This is a genomic window from Gemmatimonadales bacterium (assembly GCA_019637315.1).
Taxonomy (GTDB): Bacteria; Gemmatimonadota; Gemmatimonadetes; order Gemmatimonadales; family GWC2-71-9; genus SHZU01.
Window position 1 is genome coordinate 39,842 of sequence record JAHBVU010000018.1, and the last position, 20,839, is coordinate 60,680.

Consider the following 20,839-nt stretch of genomic DNA (forward strand, 5'->3'; position numbering starts at 1 on the left):
CATCCGATGAGTTACCCTGGCACCAACGTTGCTCCTCAGTTTCACCGGACGAGCGACACCGCTTGGTTCAGGATCAACATCGTACCCCACTCGGAGGAAGCATGTTCAATCGTAAGGGTTTCACGCTCATCGAGCTGCTGATCGTGGTTGTGATCATCGGCATCTTGGCCGCCATCGCGATTCCGAAGTTCGCGGCGACCAAAGACAAGGCCAAGCTGGCCTCGGTTCGGACTGACCTCCGGAACGTCATGACCGCTCAGGAGGCGTACTTCTCGGATCACGCCACTTACGGCAATTTTGGTCAGCTTCAGAACGCCAGCAATTTCTCGCTTTCGGCTGGCAACACGATGGTTGTTAATGGAGTAGCCAGCGGCTACACCGCGACGGCCACCAACAGCTCGATCACGGCCGGGTTCTCGACCTGTTCCGTTCAGGTCGGCGCCGGTGCCACCACGGCCAACGACGGCGTCATTACCTGCAGCTGATCCTGTCGCTCTAGCGGGGGCGTTCTCGCGTAGTCGTGGACGTCCCCGTTCGTGCACCTGCCACGGCAAACACTTTCACGGGAAGGAGGGAGATCATGGCACAGCAGTCACGTCGCGGGGGCTTCACGCTGATCGAGCTTCTCGTGGTGGTCGTGGTGATCGGGATTCTCGCGACCCTCGCTATTCCGAAGTATGCGGCGACCAAAGACAAGGGCAAGCTGGCCTCGATCCGTTCCGATCTCCGGAACATCATGACTGCGCAGGAAGCCTACTGGGCCGACCATACCACCTTCGCGACGTTGGCAGCGTTGCAGGCGTCAACCAACTTCACGTTTTCCACCGGGAACTCGGCAGCGATTTCGGCTACCAACTCGGGCTACACCGCAACGGTCTCCAACAGTTCGATCACCTCGACCCTCGACGAGTGCACTGTCTCGGTCGGTGGGACCGCGGGAACGACTGACGGCCAGATCATCTGCTCTTAGTACACTCGGCGCGCGATCAAGGACTGCCATGCGGGTACTGCTGCTCGACGCCGACGAATCTCTCAAACACACGGTTGCGCCGTACCTCGAAGACGTCGGGTACGAAGTCGCATTTCGACGGGATCCGGACGCAGCCCTTCTGGAAGCCCAGGCCTGCGGTATCCGACTGATCCTCTGTGACCTTGCCCTACCGGGTGAGGGCGGCCTGACCTTCCTGCGGCGCTATCGAGCCGGCGGCGGAACGGGCGTCGTCCTGGTGTCGGGTGGGCCCGGTGAGTCGGCTCTGGCAAGCGCAGCGCTGCGTGAAGGTGCGGACGGCTTTCTGCGCAAACCGTCACTCCCTGAAGAAGTTCTCCTCGCGCTTCGGCAGACCGAAGAGCGCGACCGGCTCCGCCACGAAGTCGCGACCCTGCGCGCCACCATCGGCTCCAAGGGTCTCGAACCCATGGTCATTGCCGAGGATGCGCGGATGCGTTCGATCCTCGAGGTGGCTGCGCGGGCAGCGGCGTCGGATCACGCCGTACTGATTACCGGCGAACGCGGTACCGGCAAGGCTCTCCTGGCGCGAGCGATGCACCGATTCAGCCGGCGCGGCGATGGCGCCTTCGTGGCCATCGATTGCCCCGCGACTCCCGACTTCTTCGGCAGCGATGACGCTGCGCTCAATCCGGCCGATCCCCAGAGCGTCTGGCGCTCGGCCAGTCGTGGCACCCTGCTCCTGGAAGAGGTGGAGGGGCTGTCGCCCGAGAGCCAACGTTCTCTGGTCAGCCGATTGGGACATCGGAACGGCCGTAACGGGCGCCCGACCGAGCTCGTGATCGCGTCCGATAGCGACGTTCGGCTGATGGCTACGGCCGAGAAACGGCTCGATCGTCTGGTGCATGAAGGCCTGATCCAGGTCGACCTGGCCGAACGGATTGGCACCACCACGCTCGACATCCCGGCCCTCCGTGAACGTCGTGACGATATCCCGGCGCTGGTCACGCATTTCCTGCAGCAGGTGGCGGCCAAGACCGGTCGGCCGATCAGCATCACGCCCCAGGCCATGGCGGCCCTGGTGTCCTACTCATGGCCAGGCAACGTGCGCGAGCTGCGGCAGGTGGTCGAACGCGCTGCGGTGCTGAGCAGCACAGGCAAGCTCGATCGCTCTGATTTTCCGGTGCTCGTCAGCACCGCGCCAACGACCCGTCCCGGCGGTACCGAATTGCCGCTCAAGGAACAGGTCGAGGCGTTCGAGCGCGAGGTCATCCTTCGGGCGCTCGCCGCCTGCGGCGGAACTCGACGCGAGGCCGCCAAGGTGCTGCAGCTCAGCTTACGGACTCTCTTCTACAAGCTCAACCGGTACGGGCTCGCCTGAGCCTTCTCGTTCGTTCGCGTTGATTTCATCCAGATTGCAGCAAAACGGTTAGTGGCCTGACTTGGCCGCGTCGCACCTTGGCACCATGCCCAAGTCGCGCGCGGGGTTCAGCCTTCTCGAAGTCATGACGGCGGTGGTGATGCTGGCCATCGCGTCGATCGTGGCGCTCAAGGCGTCGGTCGAAACCGGTCACGCGGTGGCCATCGGCAGGCGTTGGACCGCAATGGCGCGGGCTGTCGACACCGAGTTGGCTCGGCTGGAGCGGGGTTACCGAATGGCTCGGCCGAACTGCTTGGTGCCGGGGTCCGGATCCGGCTACACCCCGGATGGGGTCGGCCTCGTCTGGTCGGTGCGGGGCGACTCGACTCTGATCGAGCTGAGCATCGAAGCGCGCGCGCGAGCGGCTGGGCGGGTCCTGGTCGACAGCGTCCGTACCAGGGTGAGCTGCCGATGATCGCGAGACGTGGGGTGACCCTGGTCGAACTGCTGGTCGCGGTCGTCGTCGCTGCGGTGCTGCTCACCATGGCCATTCGGGTTCAGGTGGCAGCGGAGCGGAGCGGACGGAGCCGGTTGGAACGCCTTGCCGCCACCGCATCGCTGCGCACTGCCGCCAAACTGGTTCGCTGGGAGTGGGCCGGGCTCGGGTCTGACTCGGTGGCGGGGCCGGATTACGCGGTCCTGGGCGCCGGGCGTGTCGCCTACCGGGGCCAGACGGGGTTGCTTGCCGTCTGTCGACTCAGCGGCGACACCCTGACCGTCGACCCGACGCAACTCGGCGCCTGGCGCCAACGGCTGCCTGTCAGCGGCAGGGACAGTCTCCTCATCTATCTCCCCGGTGATTCCGCGAGCCGGCTCGATGCCTGGCTGCCGGCGGCCGTTGCCTCAGGTCCCGAGGTGGCTGCTTGCCCCGGAGGCGCAGTCGGGGCTCGTTACCGGATTGTCCCCGCCGCGTACTCAGAGCCTGTTCCGGAGGCGACCGTTGCACGGAGCTTCGAGCCGCTCGAGTTGCGTGCCTACAACTCAGCGGGCTCCTGGCAACTCGGCCAGGTTGGTACGGCCTCGGGCGGAGTTGTTCAGCCGGCGCTCGGACCGCTGGCCCCTGGCGGGTTCGAGATCGTGCCCGCTGGTGCCACAGGACTCGAAGTGCGGATTCGGTTGCTGACCGGGCGGGAGACCGCGGTTGGACCCGGCGTCGTTCCCCGAGCGGGCGACAGTCTCGCCCTCGCGTTGCGTCTCGTCAACGTACCATGATTGTCGTTGCGCTCTCGCTGCTGGCGGGCCTGGCTCTCCTCGTTGGCGTTGGGGCACCAGCGGCTGCGGACGAGCTTCGAGCCGGTCGAGCCGCCTTTGTCGAGCTTACGGTTCGCCGCGCGGCCGAGGGTGAGCTGGCGGGCTGGTTCCAGGGACAGTGGACCGCGGCTGCACCCGCGCTGCTGCCAGGAGAGGCTCAATCGTTTCCGAGCGAATCGGTGCACGTCCGGACGCTGGTCGAACGCCGGCTCCTCCGGGTATCGCCAACGGTGTGGATGCTCGAGGTTCGGGCTGTCCAGCGCGACCTGGCTGCGCGAGATCTTGCAGCCAGCTCGCAGGCCCTGCTGGTTGGACTCCGCCAGGAAGCCGGCGATTCGGTGCTCACACCGTACCCGATTGCCCGTCCGTGGGTCCAAGCACATCAATAGCGGTTCGCGGCGGCTAGTGGACTTTGCGGTGGTTCCGGATGATGACCGGAAGTCGTCTCTCGGCTCCCCGCCAGCACGGCTCGCGTAACTCGTTGTCGAGAAATGGGATAGTGCGGCGGATGCGGAGGATCGCACCCGGCTGCCACGGTTGGCATAACGGTTGCCCGCCACCACGTTACTTGTTTACACCAGCGGCTGGACGCCGCCTGAGGGTCAGGGGCGGAGGCTCAAGGTGTTCGGTAGTGCTAAGGTGTTGAAAAATAAAGATTTGAGTGACGAGATCGCGAGCGCGTCGTCGCCTTGACAAAAGTTTGCACTATTCCTAGCGTGACCGTCAACCATCTAGCCACTTGGGCGAGACATGGCACTGTTTAACCGCACCCGAACCACGGTCGGTCTCGATATCGGGAGCGGCCTCATCAAGCTCGCGGTGATCTCGCATGGCTCCGGTGAACCGGTGCTTTCGAAGGTTGCCATGGCGACTGTCGTCGATGACGCCATCGTCGAAGGCGAAGTGATGGACCCGGGCATCGTGTCCGAGGCGATCCGGAACCTCTTCGCTGAGGCCGGGATCAAGCCGAAGAACGTGGTGACTGCGGTTGGCGGGCGGGACGTGATCATCAAAAAGATCCCGATGGATCGGATGAAGGAAACCGAAGCGCGCGAGTTGATTCGCTGGGAAGCGGAGCAGCACGTGCCGTTCGACATGGATAACGTCGAACTCGACTTCCAGATTCTCGATCCCGAGTCTGAAGGTCTGCAGATGTCGGTGCTGCTGGTCGCGGCCAAGCGGGAACTGGTCGAAACCAAGGTGTCGCTGCTCAAGGACATCGGGGTCGACCCGTCGGTCATCGATGTCGATGCCTTTGCCCTCCACAACGCCTTCGAGGTCAACTACCCGGAAGCGATGAAGGGTGTGGTCGGGCTGGTCAACATCGGCCACGAGGTTACCAACGTCAACATTCTCGAAGAGGGCGTTCCGGTGCTGACGCGCGACCTGCCGATCGGCACGCGGCGGTTCCGCGAAGATCTGCAGCGGGAACGCGGCCTCTCGTCCGATGAAGCTGCCAAGCTGCTCCAGGGTTTTGAAGTCTCGGATGTGCTGACGCCGTTCCTGCAGAGCCGGGGTGAAGAGCTCGCGGTCGGCATCGAACGGGCTGCGGCCTTCCTGCAGACATCCAACCGGTCCACGGCCGGTCTGAGCCGCCTCTTTCTCTCGGGTGGTGGCGCGCGGATTCCGGGACTTGCCAAGGTGCTGGGTGATCGGCTCAAGCTGCCGGTCCAGCTCGCCAATCCGATCGAACGGATCCAGGTAGCCGACGGAGTGTTCGATCAGTTGAACGTGGATGAAGTCGCCCCGCTGCTCATGCTGCCCGTGGGCTTGGCGCTGCGGCAGGCAGCCTGATCGAAGAAGAGAGGGTTCGACGACGATGATTGCAATCAATCTCAAGCCGGGTGCGAAACGAGCCCGCGCGGCGTCGCCCGTTGCGGGCGTGCTCGCGGGGCTCAAGAGTGCCGGCCAGAAGATCAAGGATCCCTACCGTCTGGCTGCGCTGGCGGTGAGCGTCGCCTGGCTCGGCTACGTGGCGGTTGCTCAGCTCACCACCTCGAGCGAACTGGCCGACCTCGAACCGAAGCTCGAGCAGGCGCGGGCCGAGCATCAGCGCTTCCGGGCGTTCCTGGGCGAAAAGCGCCGGCTCGAGTCGGTTCGTGATTCGATCCAGGCGCAGATCCGGACCATCAATACGGTGGACGGCGAGCGTTACGTCTGGCCGCGAATCCTCGACGAGGTCGCGCGGGCGGTGCCTCCGTACACCTGGCTCACGGACGTCCAGACTGTGTCTGTCGCGGCGGCTGCGCCGGTGGCCGATTCGGCCGCAGCGGTTGCGCCGCCGGTTCAGGTCTCCATCAGCGGGCGGACTGTCGACATCCAAGGGTACACCCGCTTGCTGCGGCAGCTCGAGGATTCGCCCTATCTGAGCGAAGTCACCGCGGTCTCGGCCAACACGATACTCGAGCGGGAGCGGGCCGTTACCGCCTTCGTTCTGCGAGCGACCTACCAGCGTCCCACGGCCCCGTCGCGGGCCACCGGGCAGGGTGAGGCCAACGCTCCGGGGACCACCACCGTCGCCCAGCGGGAGGACTGAGCCATGGCTCTACTCGACAATCCCAAAGCCGCTCCGCTGCTCGGCGTCGTCTTTGCCGGCCTGATCGGATACATGTTCTACTCCGGCGAGGCGGTCAGCGCCATCGGGGTGCAGGGCGTGCCCGTCAAGCAGGAGCAGGTCAAGATGGTGCAGGACTCGATCACCATGCTCGAGGCCCAGACCGACAGCGTCAAGCGCGATCTGGCGCGCGGCACCATCGAGGAACTGAAGACACGGATCGAATCGAACCGAAGCACCCTGTCGCTGCTCCGTCAGCTGGTGCCCGAGCGGAACGAGGTCCCCAACCTGCTCGACGACATCTCGACCCGCGCCAAGATTCGCGGGGTCGACCTGGCGCAGGTGGTTCCGCAGCCGGTGGTCGCGGGTCCCGCTCCGTTCGATACCTACAGCTATAACCTTGCCGTGGTCGGCCGCTACGATCAGATCGGCGAGTTCCTTTCGGACATTGCGAGCCTGCGTCGGATCATCGTTCCCTATGATCTGACCGTCGCGTCTGCGCAGGCGGCACACGCGCGGGCGCTGGGCGACACCACCCGCGCAGTACTCGAGGCGCGGTTTCAGATTCGGACCTACGTGAAGGGCCAGGCGGCAACGCCGGAAGGAGGCCACAATGGCCGCTAGAACCCTGCTCGGTCTCGGGAGCGCGCTTGCGCTGGCCCTGACCGCATGCGGTGGCGATGAGGACGGCGAGGCCAAGCGGGCGGCGCTGACACCTGCCACGGTTGCCGTGGTGGATTCCGCGACCGTCTCGGCCGCAGCGGCCCCGGCGGACTCCGCCGCAGGTTCGCTCGATTCCGCCGAGACGACCCTCGATTCGGCAGTGACGAACGAGGAAGAGACGCTCGGGCGGGAAAGCTTCTCGTACGGCGGCGGGAGTCGCGATCCGTTCCAGTCCCTGCTGGCCTCCAGTCGCGTCGGACCGGAGCTGCCGGATCTCGTCCTCGTGGCGATCTACTACGATACGCGCTCGACCAGCGGCAGTGTCGTCGTGATGCGCGAAAAGGTGGGCAATCGGAAGTACAATCTCCGTCCCGGCGATCGCCTTGGACGGATGCGGGTTACCAGCGTTCGGCCCAAAGACGTCACCTTCACCATCGATGACTTCGGTACGGAGCGTCAGGAAACCGTGTCGCTTCGCAAGCAGGAGGAGAACTAAATGAGGTTCAGTTCCTGGTCGGTCATGGCGGCCGCCGTGTTGACGTTGGGTGGCGTGCCGGTCTCTCGGGCAGCGGTGCCGAGTGGTGAAGTCCGCGCGGTCAGCCTTCGGTCCGTCGAAGGCGGCGCCGAGTTGGCAATTCGGATCCAGGGCGCCGTGTCTGTCACTGACATGACACTGAGAGATCCGGCGCGTATCGTCCTCGATCTGCGAGGCGCCACGCTTCCGTCCGACATCCGAGATCAGTACGACGGCGTCAACCGGGCCGGTGTCATCGGCATGCGCGTGCGCCAATTCAGCGACGAGGTCGTCCGGGTCGTGCTCGTGATGGATCGGATGAAGCCCTACACGGTCATCCGCGGCGAGGACGAGGTCCGGGTTGCCTTCGGGTCCGATCAGGCCTTTGTCGCCTGGTCGACCGGGTCGATGCTGGCAGCGGCGGCTTTGCCACCGGTGGTGGCGCCGCCGGTCGCGGGTCGCACGGTTGCCGCGCAGATCGTCGAGCCGGACACCGAAGAAGTCTCGGTTCGTCCCGCCGTGGCCACCGCTGACGCACCGGCCGAGCGGACGCTGTCCCGCGTGGCCCGCCCGTCGGTCTTCTCGCCAGCCGTGATGATGCAGGAGCCTCGCCTGACGGTCAGCTGGGACAACGCCAGCATCCAGGACGTCGTCTCGGGCTTCCAGGCCATCAGCGGTCGGTCCATCATCCTCGGCAAAAACATCGACGCCCGGGTTACCGCCGAAATTCGGGACAAGCCATGGCCCGATGCTTTCAAGGCGATTCTGGGCGCGTACGGCCTCTCGGTTCAGGAAGTCGAAGGCGGCATCCTTCGGGTCGATGCGCCGGAAACGCTGGCAGCCATCGATTCGCTCGAGCCGCTGGAAACCGCGGTCGTCAAGATCAACTATGCCAGCGCGGGTGAACTGGTCGAGACGGTCAAGAGCGTGATGCCGATGGGTTCGCGCTCGCGGGTGGTTGCCGATACGGGCAGCAACTCTCTGATCATCACCGGACCGCGCTCGACCGTGCCGAACGTACGTGATTTCGTGACCGGTCTCGACATTCGCCCGGCCCAGATCGCGATCCAGGCGAAGATCATCTTCGTCGATCGGACCGACGTCGAGCAGCTCGGCTTCAAGTACGATCTCGGATCCGGATCGCAGTTCTACAACCGGCTGATTCAGCGCCCTGATCCGACCTCGGATGGCGAGCCGTACGCGCCTGGCGTCAATATCGTAGACCTTGGCGGCAATGCCATCTCGGCCATCGGTAACGCCGACGCGACGATTCAGTCCGCTGCGCTCGACCTGACCTATTCGATTGCGCTCGGCGGGTTTACCCTGACGAGTTTCCTCAATGCGCTCGAGCGGGTCGACCTGACCGACGTGCAGACCGAGCCGATCATTACCACCAAGGACAACAAGAAGGCGACCTTGCTGGTTGGTGAAGAGATTCCGGTCCGCGTCGTCGACGCGAGTTCGATCGGCGGCGGCCCGGGCCAGGTCGCACGGGCAACCGTGCAGTGGAAAGAAGTCGGCATCAAGCTCGACGTCACGCCGCATGTCACCAACAATCGGCAGATCGTCCTCAACATCGAGACCGAGCGTTCCGCGGTGAAGCAGCTCTCGGCCGCCGATCTTGGCTTCAGCATCGACAAGCAGTACACCAAGAACGAAATCCTGGTTGGCGACGGCGAGACCGCGGTCATCGGCGGCCTGACGGTCACCACCGTAACCCGCGCCAGGACGGGAATTCCGCTGCTGTCGAGCCTGCCGCTGCTGGGCAGCCTGTTCAGCTTCACGTCGAACACCGAGAACCGGAAGGACCTGATCATCCTGGTCACGCCGCGTATCGTGGACGACCAGGGTCGGTAACACGACCGAGAGGTAGTTCCAGGGGATTCGCTCGTCCCGATCCCTCAAGACCGCCGGGCCGTTCGTTGAACGGTCCGGCGGTCGTTTCTTGTCCCCTTCTCATAGCGAAATCCCGGCACCTCAGCCGCCCGCGGTATCGGTTACTTTTCCGGGATGCACTTCCGTTTTACGACTGCAGGGGAATCCCACGGGAAGGCGTTTGTCGCCACCGTCGAAGGGGTGCCAGCCGGGCTCGAACTCGAGGCTGGCTGGGTCAATCGCGACCTCGCCCGCCGGATGCAGGGCCATGGCCGCGGCGCCCGGATGAAGATCGAGGCTGATGCAATCGAGTTCCTGGCAGGCGTCAGGGCAGGGCAGACCCTCGGGTCGCCGATTGCGATGCTGATTCCAAACCGCGACTGGGACAACTGGGTCGACGTGATGGCCGCCGAAGGCGCCGGAGAGGTCCGCCGCCGGCGGGTGACCCGACCGCGCCCCGGCCATGCGGACCTGGTGGGCGTTCTCAAGTATGACCGGATCGACGCCAGGGACATCCTCGAGCGCGCCAGTGCCCGGGAAACGGTCGCCCGGGTCGCGGCCGGCGCCGTTGCAAAGCGGCTGCTCGATCAGTGCGGCGTTCGGGTCGGCAGCCACGTGGTCTCGCTCGGCGGGGTTCGCTGCGCAGGTCCGGACCGGCTGCCCGAGGATCTCAATGCTGCAGCCGATGCCTCGCCGGTCCGGGTGCTCGATCCGGTTGCCGAGCGCGAGATCATCACGGTGATCGACGCCGCCAAGAAGGCCGGCGACACCCTCGGTGGCGAGGTCGAGGTGGTGGTGACGGGGCTGCCCGTCGGGCTGGGCAGTCATGTCGCCTGGGACCGCAAGCTCGACGGCCGACTGGCCGGCATTCTGATGGCCATTCCAGCGGTGAAAGGCGTCGAGATCGGGTTGGGCTTCGAAGCTGCCCGGCGTCCGGGTTCCGAAGTCCACGATCCGATTGCCGCCCCCGAGCCGCGCCATCTCGATCGTCGCGGCGGATTTACGCGGGCAACCAATCGTGCCGGCGGTCTCGAAGGCGGCATCACAACCGGAGAACCGCTGGTGATTCGCGTCGCCAAGAAACCGATTGCCACGCTGATGAGCCCGCTTGCTACGGTCGACCTGCTGACCGGCAAACCGGCCCAGGCCGCCAGCGAGCGTTCAGATGTGACGGCCGTCCCGGCGCTTGGCGTTATTGCCGAGAGCATGGTCGCGGTCGTGCTGGCGGACGCGATGCTGGAAAAGTTCGGGGGCGATTCGATGGGCGAGTTGGAACGGAACCTCGAGAGCTATCTGGCCGGGCTCGGTCGCCGCTGGTCTCCGCCGGATTCGTGAGGCGCCTGTGGTGCATCTGGTGCTGATCGGGCTGCCTGGAGCCGGGAAGTCGACGGTGGGGCGCCTCCTCGCCGAGCGGCTCGGGACCCATTGGACCGACATCGACCCCCTGCTCGAGCGGGCAACCGGGCAGACGGTCGGCGAGCTCTTCGAGTCCGAGGGCGAACCGGCATTCCGCGTCCGCGAGCACCGAGCCGTGGTCGAAGCGCTCCGGTTGCCGCCGCACGTGATCACCCCGGGCGGAGGATGGGCGGCGCAGCCCGGCAATCTCGCGTCGGTAGGCGTGCAGGCATTCGTCGTGCACCTTGCCGTCGACCCCGACGAGGCGGCGGCACGCCTGGCGGACGATCGCGCTCGCCCGCTCCTGGCCGGAGGTGATCGCCGGGCCCGGCTTGCCTCGTTGGCACGGGAGCGGCTGCCCTGGTATCGGCAGGCTCAGGCGGAGATCGACGTCACCGGGGTGGCCGCGGACGCCGTTGCCGACACCCTGCTCGGCCTGGCGCGGGCCCGCGCCGGGTGGCCATGAGTCTCCGCGCGACGGTGATCGGTGGCGGCCTGGCCGGCTCGGAGGCCGCCTGGGCGCTGGCCGAGCGTGGCGTCGAGGTTACCCTCCACGAAATGCGCCCGGCAGTGTCGACCCCTGCGCACCAGACGGGAAAGCTGGCCGAGCTGGTCTGCAGCAACTCCTTCAAGTCGGTCGAGACCGTCAACGCCCACGGGTTGCTCAAGGCGGAGCTGCGGTCGCTGGGCAGTCTGCTGCTGACCGCGGCAGACCTGGCCCGAGTGCCAGGCGGCGCCGCCCTGGTGGTGGATCGCGAGATCTTCTCTGACGAGGTCGATCGCCGGATCCGGGCGCATCCGAAGATCACCGTGGTTGCCGGCGAAGCAACCGAGCTGCCGCGCCCCGGCGTCGTCGCGACCGGTCCGCTTACCTCCGACGCGCTGGCATCGGCCATTGCCGACGAGCTGGGCACTGGTGCGCTCGCGTTCTACGACGCGATTGCCCCGATCGTCTCGGCCGAGAGCCTCGATCACGAGGTGCTGTACGCTATGTCGCGCTACGGCAAGGGCGACGGCGACGACTATCTCAACGCGCCGATGTCCGCTGATCAGTATGCGGCCTTCCTCACGGCGCTGAGCAGTGGTGATCAGTTCACTGCACATGAGTTCGATCAGGTGCCGTACTTCGAAGGATGCCTGCCCGTGGAGGAAATGGCCTCCCGTGGTCCGGAAACCCTGCGCTTCGGGCCGATGAAGCCCGTCGGACTGCGTGATCCGCGAACCGGGAGGATTCCTCACGCGGTGGTTCAGTTGCGCCGGGAGGACCGGGCCGGCCAGATGTGGAATCTGGTCGGCTTCCAGACCAGGCTGCGCATTCCCGAGCAGCAGCGCGTCTTCCGGATGATACCGGGACTCGAGCGCGCCGAGTTCCTCCGCTATGGCAGCATCCACCGCAACGCCTACGTCAACAGTCCTGGCGCACTCGGCCCTGGTCTGACTCGTGGTGCGGAGCAGCCGGTGTTCTTTGCGGGGCAGCTCACCGGGGTCGAGGGATACACCGAGTCGCTTGGCACCGGAATCATGGCGGGGATCAACCTGCACCGGGTGCTGACCGGGCAGCCGATCGCCGTGCCGCCACCAACCACCATGCTTGGCGGTCTTTACCGCTACCTGGCCGAGGCGGATCCGAAGCACTTCCAGCCGATGAACGCCAATTTCGGCCTGCTCGATCCGTTCGAGACCGCCGTCAAGAAGGCCGATCGCCGGGCAGCCCTGGTCGAGCGGGCGGAGCGGGACTTTGCCGCGTGGCGGGAGGGATTGTGAGCGACAACGCCACGCTGCTCAGCGACTTCCTCGACCATCTGGCGCGGGAGCGGGATCAGTCACCCAACACTGTGGCAGCGTACCGCCGCGACCTGACCGCCTTTGCCCGGTTTGCCGGGCACTTCTACGGCGAATGGACCTGGGCATCGGTCGATCGACTTGGCGTGCGTGGCTACCTGGGCGACTTCGAGCGACGCGGCTTGACTCGTCGATCGGCGGCGCGGGCGCTCTCCGCGTTGCGCTCGTTCTACCGATTTCTGGCCGTGCACCACGGTGTCAGCAACGGCGTGGCCCGAGCAGCGCGGATTCCCAAGATCGAGAAACGACTGCCGACACACCTCAGGCGTGAGCAGACGGCGGCGGTGTTCCAGGCCGCTGAGACGGGCGGGGTCGAGGGTCGTTTCGGGCCGGTGCGGGATTGGGCCATGCTCGAACTGTTCTATTCGAGCGGCTTACGCCTCTCGGAACTCGCCGGGGCCGACCTTCGAGATCTCGATCTGCTCTCGAATCAGATTCGGGTGCGAGGTAAGGGCCGGAAAGAGCGGATTGTTCCGGTAGGCAGGCAGGCCGAGACGGCGCTTCGGCGGTACCTCGAGACTCGCGAGGCCCTGCTCCGCGACGTTCGGGGCGATCGCCAGGCCCTGTTCCTCTCCCGTCGGGGTACCCGGTTGACGCCCCGGAGCGTGCAGCGGCGGATTCACGGGCTCTACCGGGCGGCTGGAGTCGAAGGGCAGCGCGTTCATTCGCTCCGACATACCTTTGCGACGGATCTGATGGATGCGGGGGCCGACCTCCGGGCCGTTCAGGAACTGCTGGGGCATGCCTCGCTCGGCACCACGCAGATCTACACGCACACCAGCGTCGAGCGACTCAAAGACGTTTATCGCAAGGCCCACCCTCGGGCGGGCTAGAAGGAATCAAGGATGGGACAACCGATAGAATTTCATGGTACTACCATCGTCTGCGTTCGAAAGGACGGCCGAGTTGCCCTGGGCGGCGACGGGCAGGTGACGATTGGGGATACCGTCATGAAGGCCACCGCCAACAAAGTTCGCCTGCTAAAGAGCGGCCGTGTGGTGGCCGGCTTTGCGGGCTCGGTGGCCGATGCGCTGACCCTGTTTGAGCGCTTCGAAGAGAAGCTCGATCGCTATCCTGCCAATCTGCCGCGGGCAGCGGTGGAGCTCGCCAAAGACTGGCGGGGCGACCGAATGCTGCGCCGGCTCGAAGCCCTGTTGCTGGCCGCCGATCTCGAACACACCTACCTCCTGAGCGGTTCGGGTGAGGTGTTCGAAGCGGATGACGGCGTACTTGCGGTCGGGTCCGGGGGCAATTTTGCGCTGGCGGCTGCGCGTGCGCTCTTGCCGGATCCCGGCAAATCGGCGCGAGATATCGTCGAGCGGTCGCTCGAGATCGCGGCGGAAATCTGCATCTACTCCAATCGCAATCTGACCATCCTCGAACTGCCGGTCCGGCCATGAGTGAGACGCGTGCCAATGTACCGGCAGCCCCGGACGGGTCGGATGCGCAGCAGCCACTGCCGTGGCTCGAAGAAATGCCGCCGCGGCAGATCGTCGCTGAGCTGGATCGCTACATCGTCGGTCAGCAGGCTGCCAAGCGAGCGATTGCGATCGCGGTCCGGAATCGCTGGCGTCGGAGTCAGGCCCCCGAGGGCATCCGGGACGAGATCACGCCATCGAACATCATTCTGATCGGACCGACCGGGGTTGGAAAAACGGAAATCGCCCGGCGGCTGGCTCGGCTGGCGGGGGCCCCGTTCGTCAAAGTCGAGGCCTCCAAGTTCACCGAAGTCGGCTATGTCGGTCGCGACGTCGAGACCATGGTGCGCGACCTGGTCGATGCGGCCATCAATCTCGTGCGTACTGAGCGGGAGGACGAGGTCTACGACCAGGCGGAGCGCAAGGCCGATGAGCGTCTGCTCGACCTGCTGCTTCCTCCGGTGCCGCCGCCGCCACCACCTCCAGCAGCTCAGCCGTCGGAAACGCCCGGCGTGTTCGTGGTCTCGCCGACCGGTGCCGTGTCCAAGGAGGCCACAGAAGAAGACGACCGCCGGACCCGGTCACGGGAAAAGCTGAGGCAGCTGCTGATCGACGGCAAGCTCGACGATCGCGAAGTCGACATCGAGGTTCAGGCGCAGAACTATCCCTCGCTCGACATGATGCCGCAGCCGCCGCAACACATGGAGGGCGCCGACGTCAACTGGGGCGAGTGGCTCCAGGAAATGCTGCCCAAGCGAAAAAAGCGGCGGACGGTGCGGATCCCGGAAGCGCGCCGCATCCTGACCGATGAAGAGCTTCGCCGCATGGTCGACATGGACGATGTGATCAACGAGGCCCTCGATCGAGTCGAGAATCACGGCATCCTGTTCATCGACGAAATCGACAAGATCGCCGGCGAACGCTCGCGAGCCGGCGGGCCGGACATCTCGCGCGAGGGCGTCCAGCGGGACCTGCTGCCGATCGTGGAAGGCTCCACGGTGCAGACGCGGTACGGATACGTGCGCACCGACCACGTGCTGTTCATCGCGGCCGGTGCATTCCACGTGTCCAAGCCGTCGGATCTGATCCCTGAGTTGCAGGGACGTTTTCCGATTCGGGTCGAACTCACGTCGCTGACGGAAGACGACTTCATCCGGATCATGAAGGAGCCGGAGAATGCGCTGACCAAGCAGTATCAGGCGCTGGTCGCGGCCGAAGGCGCGACACTCGAGTTTACCGATGACGGTATTGCGGAAATTGCCCGGATCGCGGGCCTGGCCAACGAGCGGATGGAAAACATCGGTGCCCGTCGGTTACATACCGTGATGTCGACCCTGATGGACGAAGTGCTGTTCGAGCTGCCCGACTATGGCAGCCCGATCCTGATGAACGGCGAGAAGGTCAAAGAGCGGCTCGCCAAAGTCGTTGGCGACGACGATCTGAGACGCTATATCCTGTAGCGATGGGCGCTCAGCGTCGGGTTTTGACGCTGAGCAGGTAGCTGATCAGGGCCAGCCCGATCGTGACGTGGATGATCCGGATCCACCAGAGCGGGATGTAGTAGGCCCCAATCGCAAAGCCGACCACGATGGCGCTGATCGCGATCACCTTGGTTCGGACCGTCATGGCCCGATTGGCTTCCCAGTCGAGCAGGATCGGGCCGAAGGTGGGGTGGCTCATCAGCTTGCGGTGCAGCCGAGCGGAGCCCTTGCCGTAGCACGAGGCGGCCAGGATCAGAAAAATGGTCGTGGGCATGATCGGGAGGAACGCACCGATGATGCCCAGGGCGACAAACGTATGTCCTGCCATGACATACGCCCACCGCCTGCTCCGGCTCGTGGCGAGGGATTTTCCGTCGGCCAGGTCGCCAGGACCAGTTCCGTTCACGCTACCGCTCCACTCTGGACACAATCAGCAGTATAATCGAAGGTTGTTCGCACGGCACGGGTTGCTCATTCGCTTTCTACTCCAGGATATCCGCATGCGTCTCGTTCCTTCCCTGTTCATTGCCGGCGTCGTCGGGCTGGCCGGCGCGACCGTCGTCACGGCGCAACGGCCGGCGCAGTTCGGTCCCGGCGCGCGCCAGTTCATTGCTGTCGATGTTCCGACAGTCGCCTTCACCAACGTTCGTGTCATCGACGGCCTGGGTACGGCGGCGCGCGACAATCAGACGGTGGTCGTTGCGGGCGGGAAGATCACGGCCGTGGGGCCGGCCGGGTCGGTTGCGGTGCCGGCGGGGGCGAGAACCTTCGATGGCAACGGGAAGACCCTGATGCCGGGCATGGTGGGCCTCCATGACCACAGCTACTACACCACGGCAGCGGGTCGAGCCGTGCAGTCGAACTACTCTGCGCCACTACTCTACCTCGCGGCCGGAGTGACCACGATCCGAACCACGGGCGCCAACAATCCCTACGCCGAACTCAACCTGAAGCGGTCGATCGAGTCGGGTGGCTTTCCCGGTCCCCGCCTCTTTATCACCGGCCCGTATCTGACCGGCCAGCGGCTCGGCCTCGGCAGCACCATGGTCGCGATCAACAGCGAGGAAGAGGCCCGGCGGGTGGTGACCTACTGGGCACAGGAGGGAGTCAGCTGGCTCAAGTTCTATACTGGGGTGAGTCGGGCGGCCATGAAGGCGGCTATCGAAGAAGGCCACAAGCATGGCCTCAAGTTCACCGGCCACCTTTGCTCCGTGCCCTACCAGGAGGCGGTTGCCCTCGGCATCGACGCGCTCGAACACGGCTTGTTTGCCAACTCGGACTACGACAAGACCCGGAAGCCCGACGAGTGCTCGCCGAATCTGAACCAGAGCTTCATCGGACTCGACGTCAACAGCCCGGAGGTCAAGAAGACCTTCCAGACGCTGATCGATCGTCAGGTGCCGATGACGTCGACCCTCGTCGTCTACGAGCTGTTCGTGCCGAATCGGCCGCCCCTCGAGCAGCGGACCCTCGACGCCATGTCGGCGGATGCGCGGACCGAGTACCTCACCTCGCGGGCCCGGATCGCGGAGAGCAACGGCGGCATTCCGCTCGAGATCTTCAAGACGGGTATGAAGTACGAGTACGCCTTCGCCAAGGCGGGCGGCCTACTGGGCTCGGGTGTCGACCCGACCGGTAACGGTGGGGCCCTGTTCGGCTATGGCAACCAGCGCAACGTCGAACTCCTGGTCGAAGCGGGCTTTACTCCGGTCGAGGCGATTCAGATCGCCACCTCCAATGGGGCCAAGGCACTGGGCATCTTCGGAGAGACCGGATCGATTCAGGTTGGCAAGAACGCGGATCTCGTGCTGGTGACCGGGAACCCGGCCCAGAAGGTGACCGACATCAAGAACGTCGAGATCGTCTTCCGCGACGGCGTCGGGTACGACGTCGCCAAGATGGTCGAGGCGGTGCGAGGCCAGGTCGGCGTCCGCTGACCGTTTGGCCATAACCAATGGCGCCCGCTTCCGGATTCGGGGGCGGGCGCCATTGTTATAGTCGGGATTGAAACCGGCCCGCCGCCGGGGTCGTACCAGGGTCCAGTCGGTCGAGGTCGCCCAGGCGGTGACGACAGGCCGAACCCCTTCTCCGCTCGTCAAACAATTCGGGAGCCAGCCATGAAACGGTGGGCCATTGTCTTCGCACTCGTCGCACTCGTTGTTCTGGCGCCGTCGTCGGGTACGGCGCAGACCCTCCTGTTGCGTCAGCCGACCGTGAGCGAGCGTCATATCGCGTTTGCCTACGCCAACAACATCTGGATCGTCGATCGCGCCGGGGGCGATGCGCGACGGCTGACCAGCTTCCAGGGCGCCACCTCCAATCCGCACCTTTCTCCTGACGGCAAGCTGGTGGCGTTCACAGGCCAGTACGGCGGCAATCTCGACGTCTACGTCGTGCCGGTCGAAGGGGGCGAACCCCGTCGCCTGACTTGGCATCCGATGCCTGACGAGGTCGTGGGCTGGAGTCCGGATGGCCGCCGTGTGGTCTTCTCCTCGGGGCGGAGTTCGGGTCCGGCGGGAATCACCAAGTTCTGGACGGTGGCGGTCGCGGGTGGTGCGGAGGAAGCGCTGATCATTCCGCGCGGTTCGGAAGGCAGCTATAGCCCCGACGGACGGCACTTCGCCTATGTGATGCCGAATTTCTGGGATCCCGAATGGCGCAACTACCGCGGCGGTCAGACTCGGCCAATCTGGATCTTCGACATGGCCAGCCACGAGGTCGTCACGCCGCCCTGGACCGACAGCCGCGATGTCAGCCCGGTCTGGATCGGCGAGAAGGTCTTCTTTCTGTCCGATCGCGACTGGGGCATGAACATCTGGTCGTACGACACGCGCAGCAAGCAGCTGGCGCAGGTCACCCGGTTGTCCGAGTATGACATCAAGACGATGAGCGCAGGTGGCGGCGCCATCGTCTTCGAGTACGGCGGCCGGATCCACCTGCTCGACCCCGCAACCGGTCGTCATCAGCCGGTGCCGATTACTGTGCGCGGCGACTTTCCCTGGCTGACACCGCAGTGGAAATCGGTGCAGAACCTGATCTTCAACGCCGCCGTCTCGCCGACCGGCAAGCGCGTCGTCTTCGAAGCCCGTGGCGACGTCTTCTCGGTGCCGGCGGAAAAGGGAGACTGGCGTAACCTGACCGCGACGCCGGGCGTGGCCGAGCGGAACCCGGCCTGGTCGCCCGATGGGCGCTGGATCTCGTACTTCAGCGACCGGAGCGGAGAGTACCGCCTGGTGATTGCCGCGGCCGACGGTGCCGCACCGCCGCGTGAAATCACCCTGCCGAAACCGACCTTCTACTTCACGCCGGCCTGGTCGCCCGATTCCAAGAAGCTGCTCTTTACCGACGCCGGGCTCACCCTCTGGGTCGTCGACGTGGCCACGGGCAAGGCGACCGAGGCCGATCGTGACACCTACATGGTGCCGGAACGGTCGATGAATCCAGTCTGGAGCCCGGATTCGAGGTGGATCGCCTATGCCAAACGGCTCGATTCGCAGCTGCGGGCGATCTACATCTACGAGCTTGGCACCGGCACCGTCAGGCAGGTAACCGACGGCATGGCCGATGCCGTCTGGCCGGCGTGGGATGCCTCGGGCAAGTACCTCTACTACCTGGGCTCGACCAACTTCGGCCTCAATACGGGCTGGCTCGAGATGCAGTCGTACGAACGGCCGGTCACCCGGTCGATCTATCTCACTGTGCTCAGCAAGGGAGAGCCTTCGCCCCTGCTGCCCGAGAGTGATGAGGAGGTCGTGGCCGATACGACCAAACCGAAGCCGCCCGCCGCGGCTGGCGCGGTCACGGTCAACATCGACTTCGACGGCCTGGCCGGGCGCACGGTTGCGCTGGATGTCCCGGCCCGTTCCTACCACACCCTCCGTGCCGGACCGGCCGGAACCCTCTTCTTCCTCGAGCCGATTCCCGCGACCGGCGCGGCGGCGGGCCCACCGCCCGGCAACGCCTTGCATCGCTACCAGCTGCGCGAGCGCAAAGCCACGTCCTTCGTGTCAGGTGTGCAGACCATCGACCTCTCGGCCGACGGCAAGAAGCTGCTCTATCGGACCCCGGGGCCGGCGGGCGGATGGTTCCTGGTCGACGCCGACAAGGCGCCGCCGGCGCCGAACAACGGACGCCTCAACACCGCCGGGATGCGAGTGCTGGTCGACGCCAAGGCCGAGTTCAAGCAGATGTTCGACGAAGGATGGCGGTTCCAGCGGGACTTCCTCTACGTCCCCAATCTGCATGGCGCGGACTATGTCAAGACCAAGGCGCTCTACGCACCGCTCGCTGAGCATGTTCGGCATCGCGCCGATCTGGTCTACCTGCAGGACGTGCTGGGCGGCGAAGTGGCCGTGGGACACTCCTTCGTGTTCGCCGGCGACCTGCCCGAGGTACCGAACGCCAATACCGGCCTGCTGGGTGCGGATTTCGACGTCGTAGGCGGCCGCTACCGGATTGCGAAGATCCTGACTGGTGAGAGCTGGAATGCCGGGCTCCGCGCCCCGCTGCATGGGCCCGGCCTCGATGTTCGCGTCGGCGACTACATCCTGGCCGTCAACGGTACCGAGCTGGCGGCAGGCGACAATCTGTACCGGCTGCTCGAGGGCACGGCCAATCGGCAGACGGCGCTTCTCGTCAATGATCGTCCGTCGACCGACGGCGCTCGGCGCGTGGTCGTCGTACCGGTCGGCAATGAAGCGGGGCTGCGGCAGTTCGACTGGGTCGAGGCCAATCGACGCCGGGTCGATGAGCTGTCGCAGGGCCGGCTGGCCTACGTCTATCTCCCGAATACCGGGGGCGGGGGCTACACTTTCTTCAACCGTTACTTCTTTGCCCAGCAGCACAAGCAGGGCCTCGTCGTCGACGAGCGTTTCAACGGCGGCGGCTCCGCAGCCGACTATATCGTCGACCTGCTGGCGCGTGACTACCACGGCTACTTCAACAACCCGGTGGGCGATCGCCGCGTCTTTACCACCCCGCAGGTCGGCATCTGGGGCCCCAAGGTCATGCTGATCAACGAGAGTGCCGGCTCCGGCGGCGACCTGCTGCCATACATGTTCCGTCGGATGAAGATCGGACCGCTGATCGGTACCAAGACCTGGGGCGGCCTGGTGGGCATCTGGGATTCGCCGCCGCTGATCGACGGCGGCGCGATGCTGGCGCCCCGCGGCGGCTTCTTCGATCGCGACGGCAAGTGGGCCGTCGAGAACGAAGGCGTGGCGCCCGACATCGAGGTCGAGATGACGCCGAAGGACGTCATTGCCGGGCGTGATCCGCAGCTCGAGCGAGCGGTCAGCGAGGCGCTTCGGATGCTCCGGGAAAACCCGGTGGTTCACCAGAAGGAGCCGCCGCCGCCGGTTCGGTCGCGTCGACCGAGCGGGCGTTGAGCCCATCGCTCAGCTGACCCGAAACAGCCCCCGTCCCCGTTGTGTGGGCGGGGGTTGTTTCATGTTCTGCAGATATTGACTATAGTCGTTGAC

At 65.4% G+C, this 20,839-nt stretch carries 20 protein-coding genes; 19 read left to right on the forward strand and 1 reads right to left on the reverse strand.

The window, feature by feature from the left end; all coding sequences use genetic code 11:
• The first annotated feature begins 101 nt into the window (after positions 1 to 101).
• The 17 genes from KF785_14495 to hslU all read left to right on the forward strand — a co-directional run bounded on the left by KF785_14495 (position 102) and on the right by hslU (position 15,338).
• A complete protein-coding gene (locus KF785_14495; protein MBX3147971.1) occupies positions 102 to 485 on the forward strand; it encodes a prepilin-type N-terminal cleavage/methylation domain-containing protein in 384 nt (127 codons plus the stop codon).
• A gap of 95 nt (positions 486 to 580) precedes the next feature.
• Positions 581 to 970, forward strand: coding sequence for a prepilin-type N-terminal cleavage/methylation domain-containing protein (locus tag KF785_14500; GenBank protein ID MBX3147972.1), 390 nt, complete (start codon positions 581 to 583; stop codon positions 968 to 970).
• Between the two features lie 28 nt (positions 971 to 998).
• Entirely contained in the window at positions 999 to 2,327 is a 1,329-nt protein-coding gene (locus tag KF785_14505; GenBank protein MBX3147973.1) for a sigma-54-dependent Fis family transcriptional regulator, read from the forward strand.
• Between the two features lie 85 nt (positions 2,328 to 2,412).
• Entirely contained in the window at positions 2,413 to 2,781 is a 369-nt protein-coding gene (locus KF785_14510) for a prepilin-type N-terminal cleavage/methylation domain-containing protein (protein MBX3147974.1), read from the forward strand.
• Entirely contained in the window at positions 2,778 to 3,578 is an 801-nt protein-coding gene (locus tag KF785_14515) for a prepilin-type N-terminal cleavage/methylation domain-containing protein (GenBank protein ID MBX3147975.1), read from the forward strand. The genes KF785_14510 and KF785_14515 overlap by 4 nt, the downstream gene beginning before the upstream one ends.
• A complete protein-coding gene (locus KF785_14520; GenBank protein ID MBX3147976.1) occupies positions 3,575 to 4,006 on the forward strand; it encodes a hypothetical protein in 432 nt (143 codons plus the stop codon). The genes KF785_14515 and KF785_14520 overlap by 4 nt, the downstream gene beginning before the upstream one ends.
• A 361-nt stretch (positions 4,007 to 4,367) precedes the next feature.
• A complete protein-coding gene (gene pilM / locus KF785_14525) occupies positions 4,368 to 5,411 on the forward strand; it encodes a type IV pilus assembly protein PilM (GenBank protein MBX3147977.1) in 1,044 nt (347 codons plus the stop codon).
• A 25-nt stretch (positions 5,412 to 5,436) separates the two neighbouring features.
• Positions 5,437 to 6,153 (forward strand): PilN domain-containing protein, encoded by a 717-nt coding sequence (locus KF785_14530; GenBank protein MBX3147978.1) that lies wholly within the window; start codon positions 5,437 to 5,439, stop codon positions 6,151 to 6,153.
• 3 nt (positions 6,154 to 6,156) lie between these two features.
• Positions 6,157 to 6,795 (forward strand): type 4a pilus biogenesis protein PilO, encoded by a 639-nt coding sequence (pilO, locus tag KF785_14535; GenBank protein MBX3147979.1) that lies wholly within the window; start codon positions 6,157 to 6,159, stop codon positions 6,793 to 6,795.
• Entirely contained in the window at positions 6,785 to 7,330 is a 546-nt protein-coding gene (locus KF785_14540) for a hypothetical protein (GenBank protein ID MBX3147980.1), read from the forward strand. Before pilO ends, KF785_14540 begins: the two co-directional genes overlap by 11 nt.
• Positions 7,331 to 9,205, forward strand: coding sequence for an AMIN domain-containing protein (locus KF785_14545; GenBank protein ID MBX3147981.1), 1,875 nt, complete (start codon positions 7,331 to 7,333; stop codon positions 9,203 to 9,205). It abuts the gene before it with no gap.
• Between the two features lie 153 nt (positions 9,206 to 9,358).
• On the forward strand, positions 9,359 to 10,558 hold the full coding sequence (gene aroC, locus KF785_14550) for a chorismate synthase (protein ID MBX3147982.1): 1,200 nt from the start codon (positions 9,359 to 9,361) through the stop codon (positions 10,556 to 10,558).
• Positions 10,559 to 10,568: 10 nt separating this feature from the next.
• On the forward strand, positions 10,569 to 11,084 hold the full coding sequence (locus KF785_14555) for a shikimate kinase (GenBank protein ID MBX3147983.1): 516 nt from the start codon (positions 10,569 to 10,571) through the stop codon (positions 11,082 to 11,084).
• Positions 11,081 to 12,382 (forward strand): methylenetetrahydrofolate--tRNA-(uracil(54)-C(5))-methyltransferase (FADH(2)-oxidizing) TrmFO, encoded by a 1,302-nt coding sequence (gene trmFO, locus KF785_14560; GenBank protein ID MBX3147984.1) that lies wholly within the window; start codon positions 11,081 to 11,083, stop codon positions 12,380 to 12,382. Before KF785_14555 ends, trmFO begins: the two co-directional genes overlap by 4 nt.
• The gene (locus tag KF785_14565) at positions 12,379 to 13,293 is read left to right on the forward strand and encodes a tyrosine recombinase XerC (protein ID MBX3147985.1); all 915 of its coding nucleotides are present in this window, start codon (positions 12,379 to 12,381) and stop codon (positions 13,291 to 13,293) included. Before trmFO ends, KF785_14565 begins: the two co-directional genes overlap by 4 nt.
• 12 nt (positions 13,294 to 13,305) lie before the next feature.
• Complete coding sequence (hslV, locus tag KF785_14570) at positions 13,306 to 13,860, forward strand: ATP-dependent protease subunit HslV (protein ID MBX3147986.1); 555 nt, start codon at positions 13,306 to 13,308, stop codon at positions 13,858 to 13,860.
• Between the two features lie 74 nt (positions 13,861 to 13,934).
• Positions 13,935 to 15,338, forward strand: coding sequence for an ATP-dependent protease ATPase subunit HslU (gene hslU, locus KF785_14575; protein MBX3147987.1), 1,404 nt, complete (start codon positions 13,935 to 13,937; stop codon positions 15,336 to 15,338).
• A 10-nt stretch (positions 15,339 to 15,348) separates the two neighbouring features.
• Here hslU and KF785_14580 read toward each other — a convergent pair whose 3' ends face one another.
• Complete coding sequence (locus KF785_14580) at positions 15,349 to 15,765, reverse strand: YbaN family protein (GenBank protein ID MBX3147988.1); 417 nt, start codon at positions 15,763 to 15,765, stop codon at positions 15,349 to 15,351.
• A 94-nt stretch (positions 15,766 to 15,859) separates the two neighbouring features.
• Between KF785_14580 and KF785_14585 the strand changes: the two genes are divergently transcribed.
• Together KF785_14585 and KF785_14590 are read left to right on the forward strand one after the other, a co-directional pair.
• Positions 15,860 to 17,296 carry an amidohydrolase family protein gene (locus KF785_14585; GenBank protein MBX3147989.1) on the forward strand — a complete coding sequence of 479 codons (1,437 nt, stop codon included), beginning with the start codon at positions 15,860 to 15,862 and terminating at the stop codon, positions 17,294 to 17,296.
• Between the two features lie 180 nt (positions 17,297 to 17,476).
• The gene (locus tag KF785_14590; protein ID MBX3147990.1) at positions 17,477 to 20,746 is read left to right on the forward strand and encodes a PD40 domain-containing protein; all 3,270 of its coding nucleotides are present in this window, start codon (positions 17,477 to 17,479) and stop codon (positions 20,744 to 20,746) included.
• The last annotated feature ends 93 nt before the right edge of the window (positions 20,747 to 20,839 follow it).

What these genes read in the sequence shown, in the direction of transcription:
- KF785_14495 (MBX3147971.1), top strand. Translation starts at nt 102, where the DNA reads ATGTTCAATCGTAAGGGTTTCACGCTCATCGAGCTGCTGATCGTGGTT.
- KF785_14500 (MBX3147972.1), top strand. Translation starts at nt 581, where the DNA reads ATGGCACAGCAGTCACGTCGCGGGGGCTTCACGCTGATCGAGCTTCTC.
- KF785_14505 (MBX3147973.1), top strand. Translation starts at nt 999, where the DNA reads ATGCGGGTACTGCTGCTCGACGCCGACGAATCTCTCAAACACACGGTT.
- KF785_14510 (MBX3147974.1), top strand. Translation starts at nt 2,413, where the DNA reads ATGCCCAAGTCGCGCGCGGGGTTCAGCCTTCTCGAAGTCATGACGGCG.
- KF785_14515 (MBX3147975.1), top strand. Translation starts at nt 2,778, where the DNA reads ATGATCGCGAGACGTGGGGTGACCCTGGTCGAACTGCTGGTCGCGGTC.
- KF785_14520 (MBX3147976.1), top strand. Translation starts at nt 3,575, where the DNA reads ATGATTGTCGTTGCGCTCTCGCTGCTGGCGGGCCTGGCTCTCCTCGTT.
- pilM (MBX3147977.1), top strand. Translation starts at nt 4,368, where the DNA reads ATGGCACTGTTTAACCGCACCCGAACCACGGTCGGTCTCGATATCGGG.
- KF785_14530 (MBX3147978.1), top strand. Translation starts at nt 5,437, where the DNA reads ATGATTGCAATCAATCTCAAGCCGGGTGCGAAACGAGCCCGCGCGGCG.
- pilO (MBX3147979.1), top strand. Translation starts at nt 6,157, where the DNA reads ATGGCTCTACTCGACAATCCCAAAGCCGCTCCGCTGCTCGGCGTCGTC.
- KF785_14540 (MBX3147980.1), top strand. Translation starts at nt 6,785, where the DNA reads ATGGCCGCTAGAACCCTGCTCGGTCTCGGGAGCGCGCTTGCGCTGGCC.
- KF785_14545 (MBX3147981.1), top strand. Translation starts at nt 7,331, where the DNA reads ATGAGGTTCAGTTCCTGGTCGGTCATGGCGGCCGCCGTGTTGACGTTG.
- aroC (MBX3147982.1), top strand. Translation starts at nt 9,359, where the DNA reads ATGCACTTCCGTTTTACGACTGCAGGGGAATCCCACGGGAAGGCGTTT.
- trmFO (MBX3147984.1), top strand. Translation starts at nt 11,081, where the DNA reads ATGAGTCTCCGCGCGACGGTGATCGGTGGCGGCCTGGCCGGCTCGGAG.
- hslV (MBX3147986.1), top strand. Translation starts at nt 13,306, where the DNA reads ATGGGACAACCGATAGAATTTCATGGTACTACCATCGTCTGCGTTCGA.
- hslU (MBX3147987.1), top strand. Translation starts at nt 13,935, where the DNA reads ATGCCGCCGCGGCAGATCGTCGCTGAGCTGGATCGCTACATCGTCGGT.
- KF785_14585 (MBX3147989.1), top strand. Translation starts at nt 15,860, where the DNA reads ATGCGTCTCGTTCCTTCCCTGTTCATTGCCGGCGTCGTCGGGCTGGCC.
- KF785_14590 (MBX3147990.1), top strand. Translation starts at nt 17,477, where the DNA reads ATGAAACGGTGGGCCATTGTCTTCGCACTCGTCGCACTCGTTGTTCTG.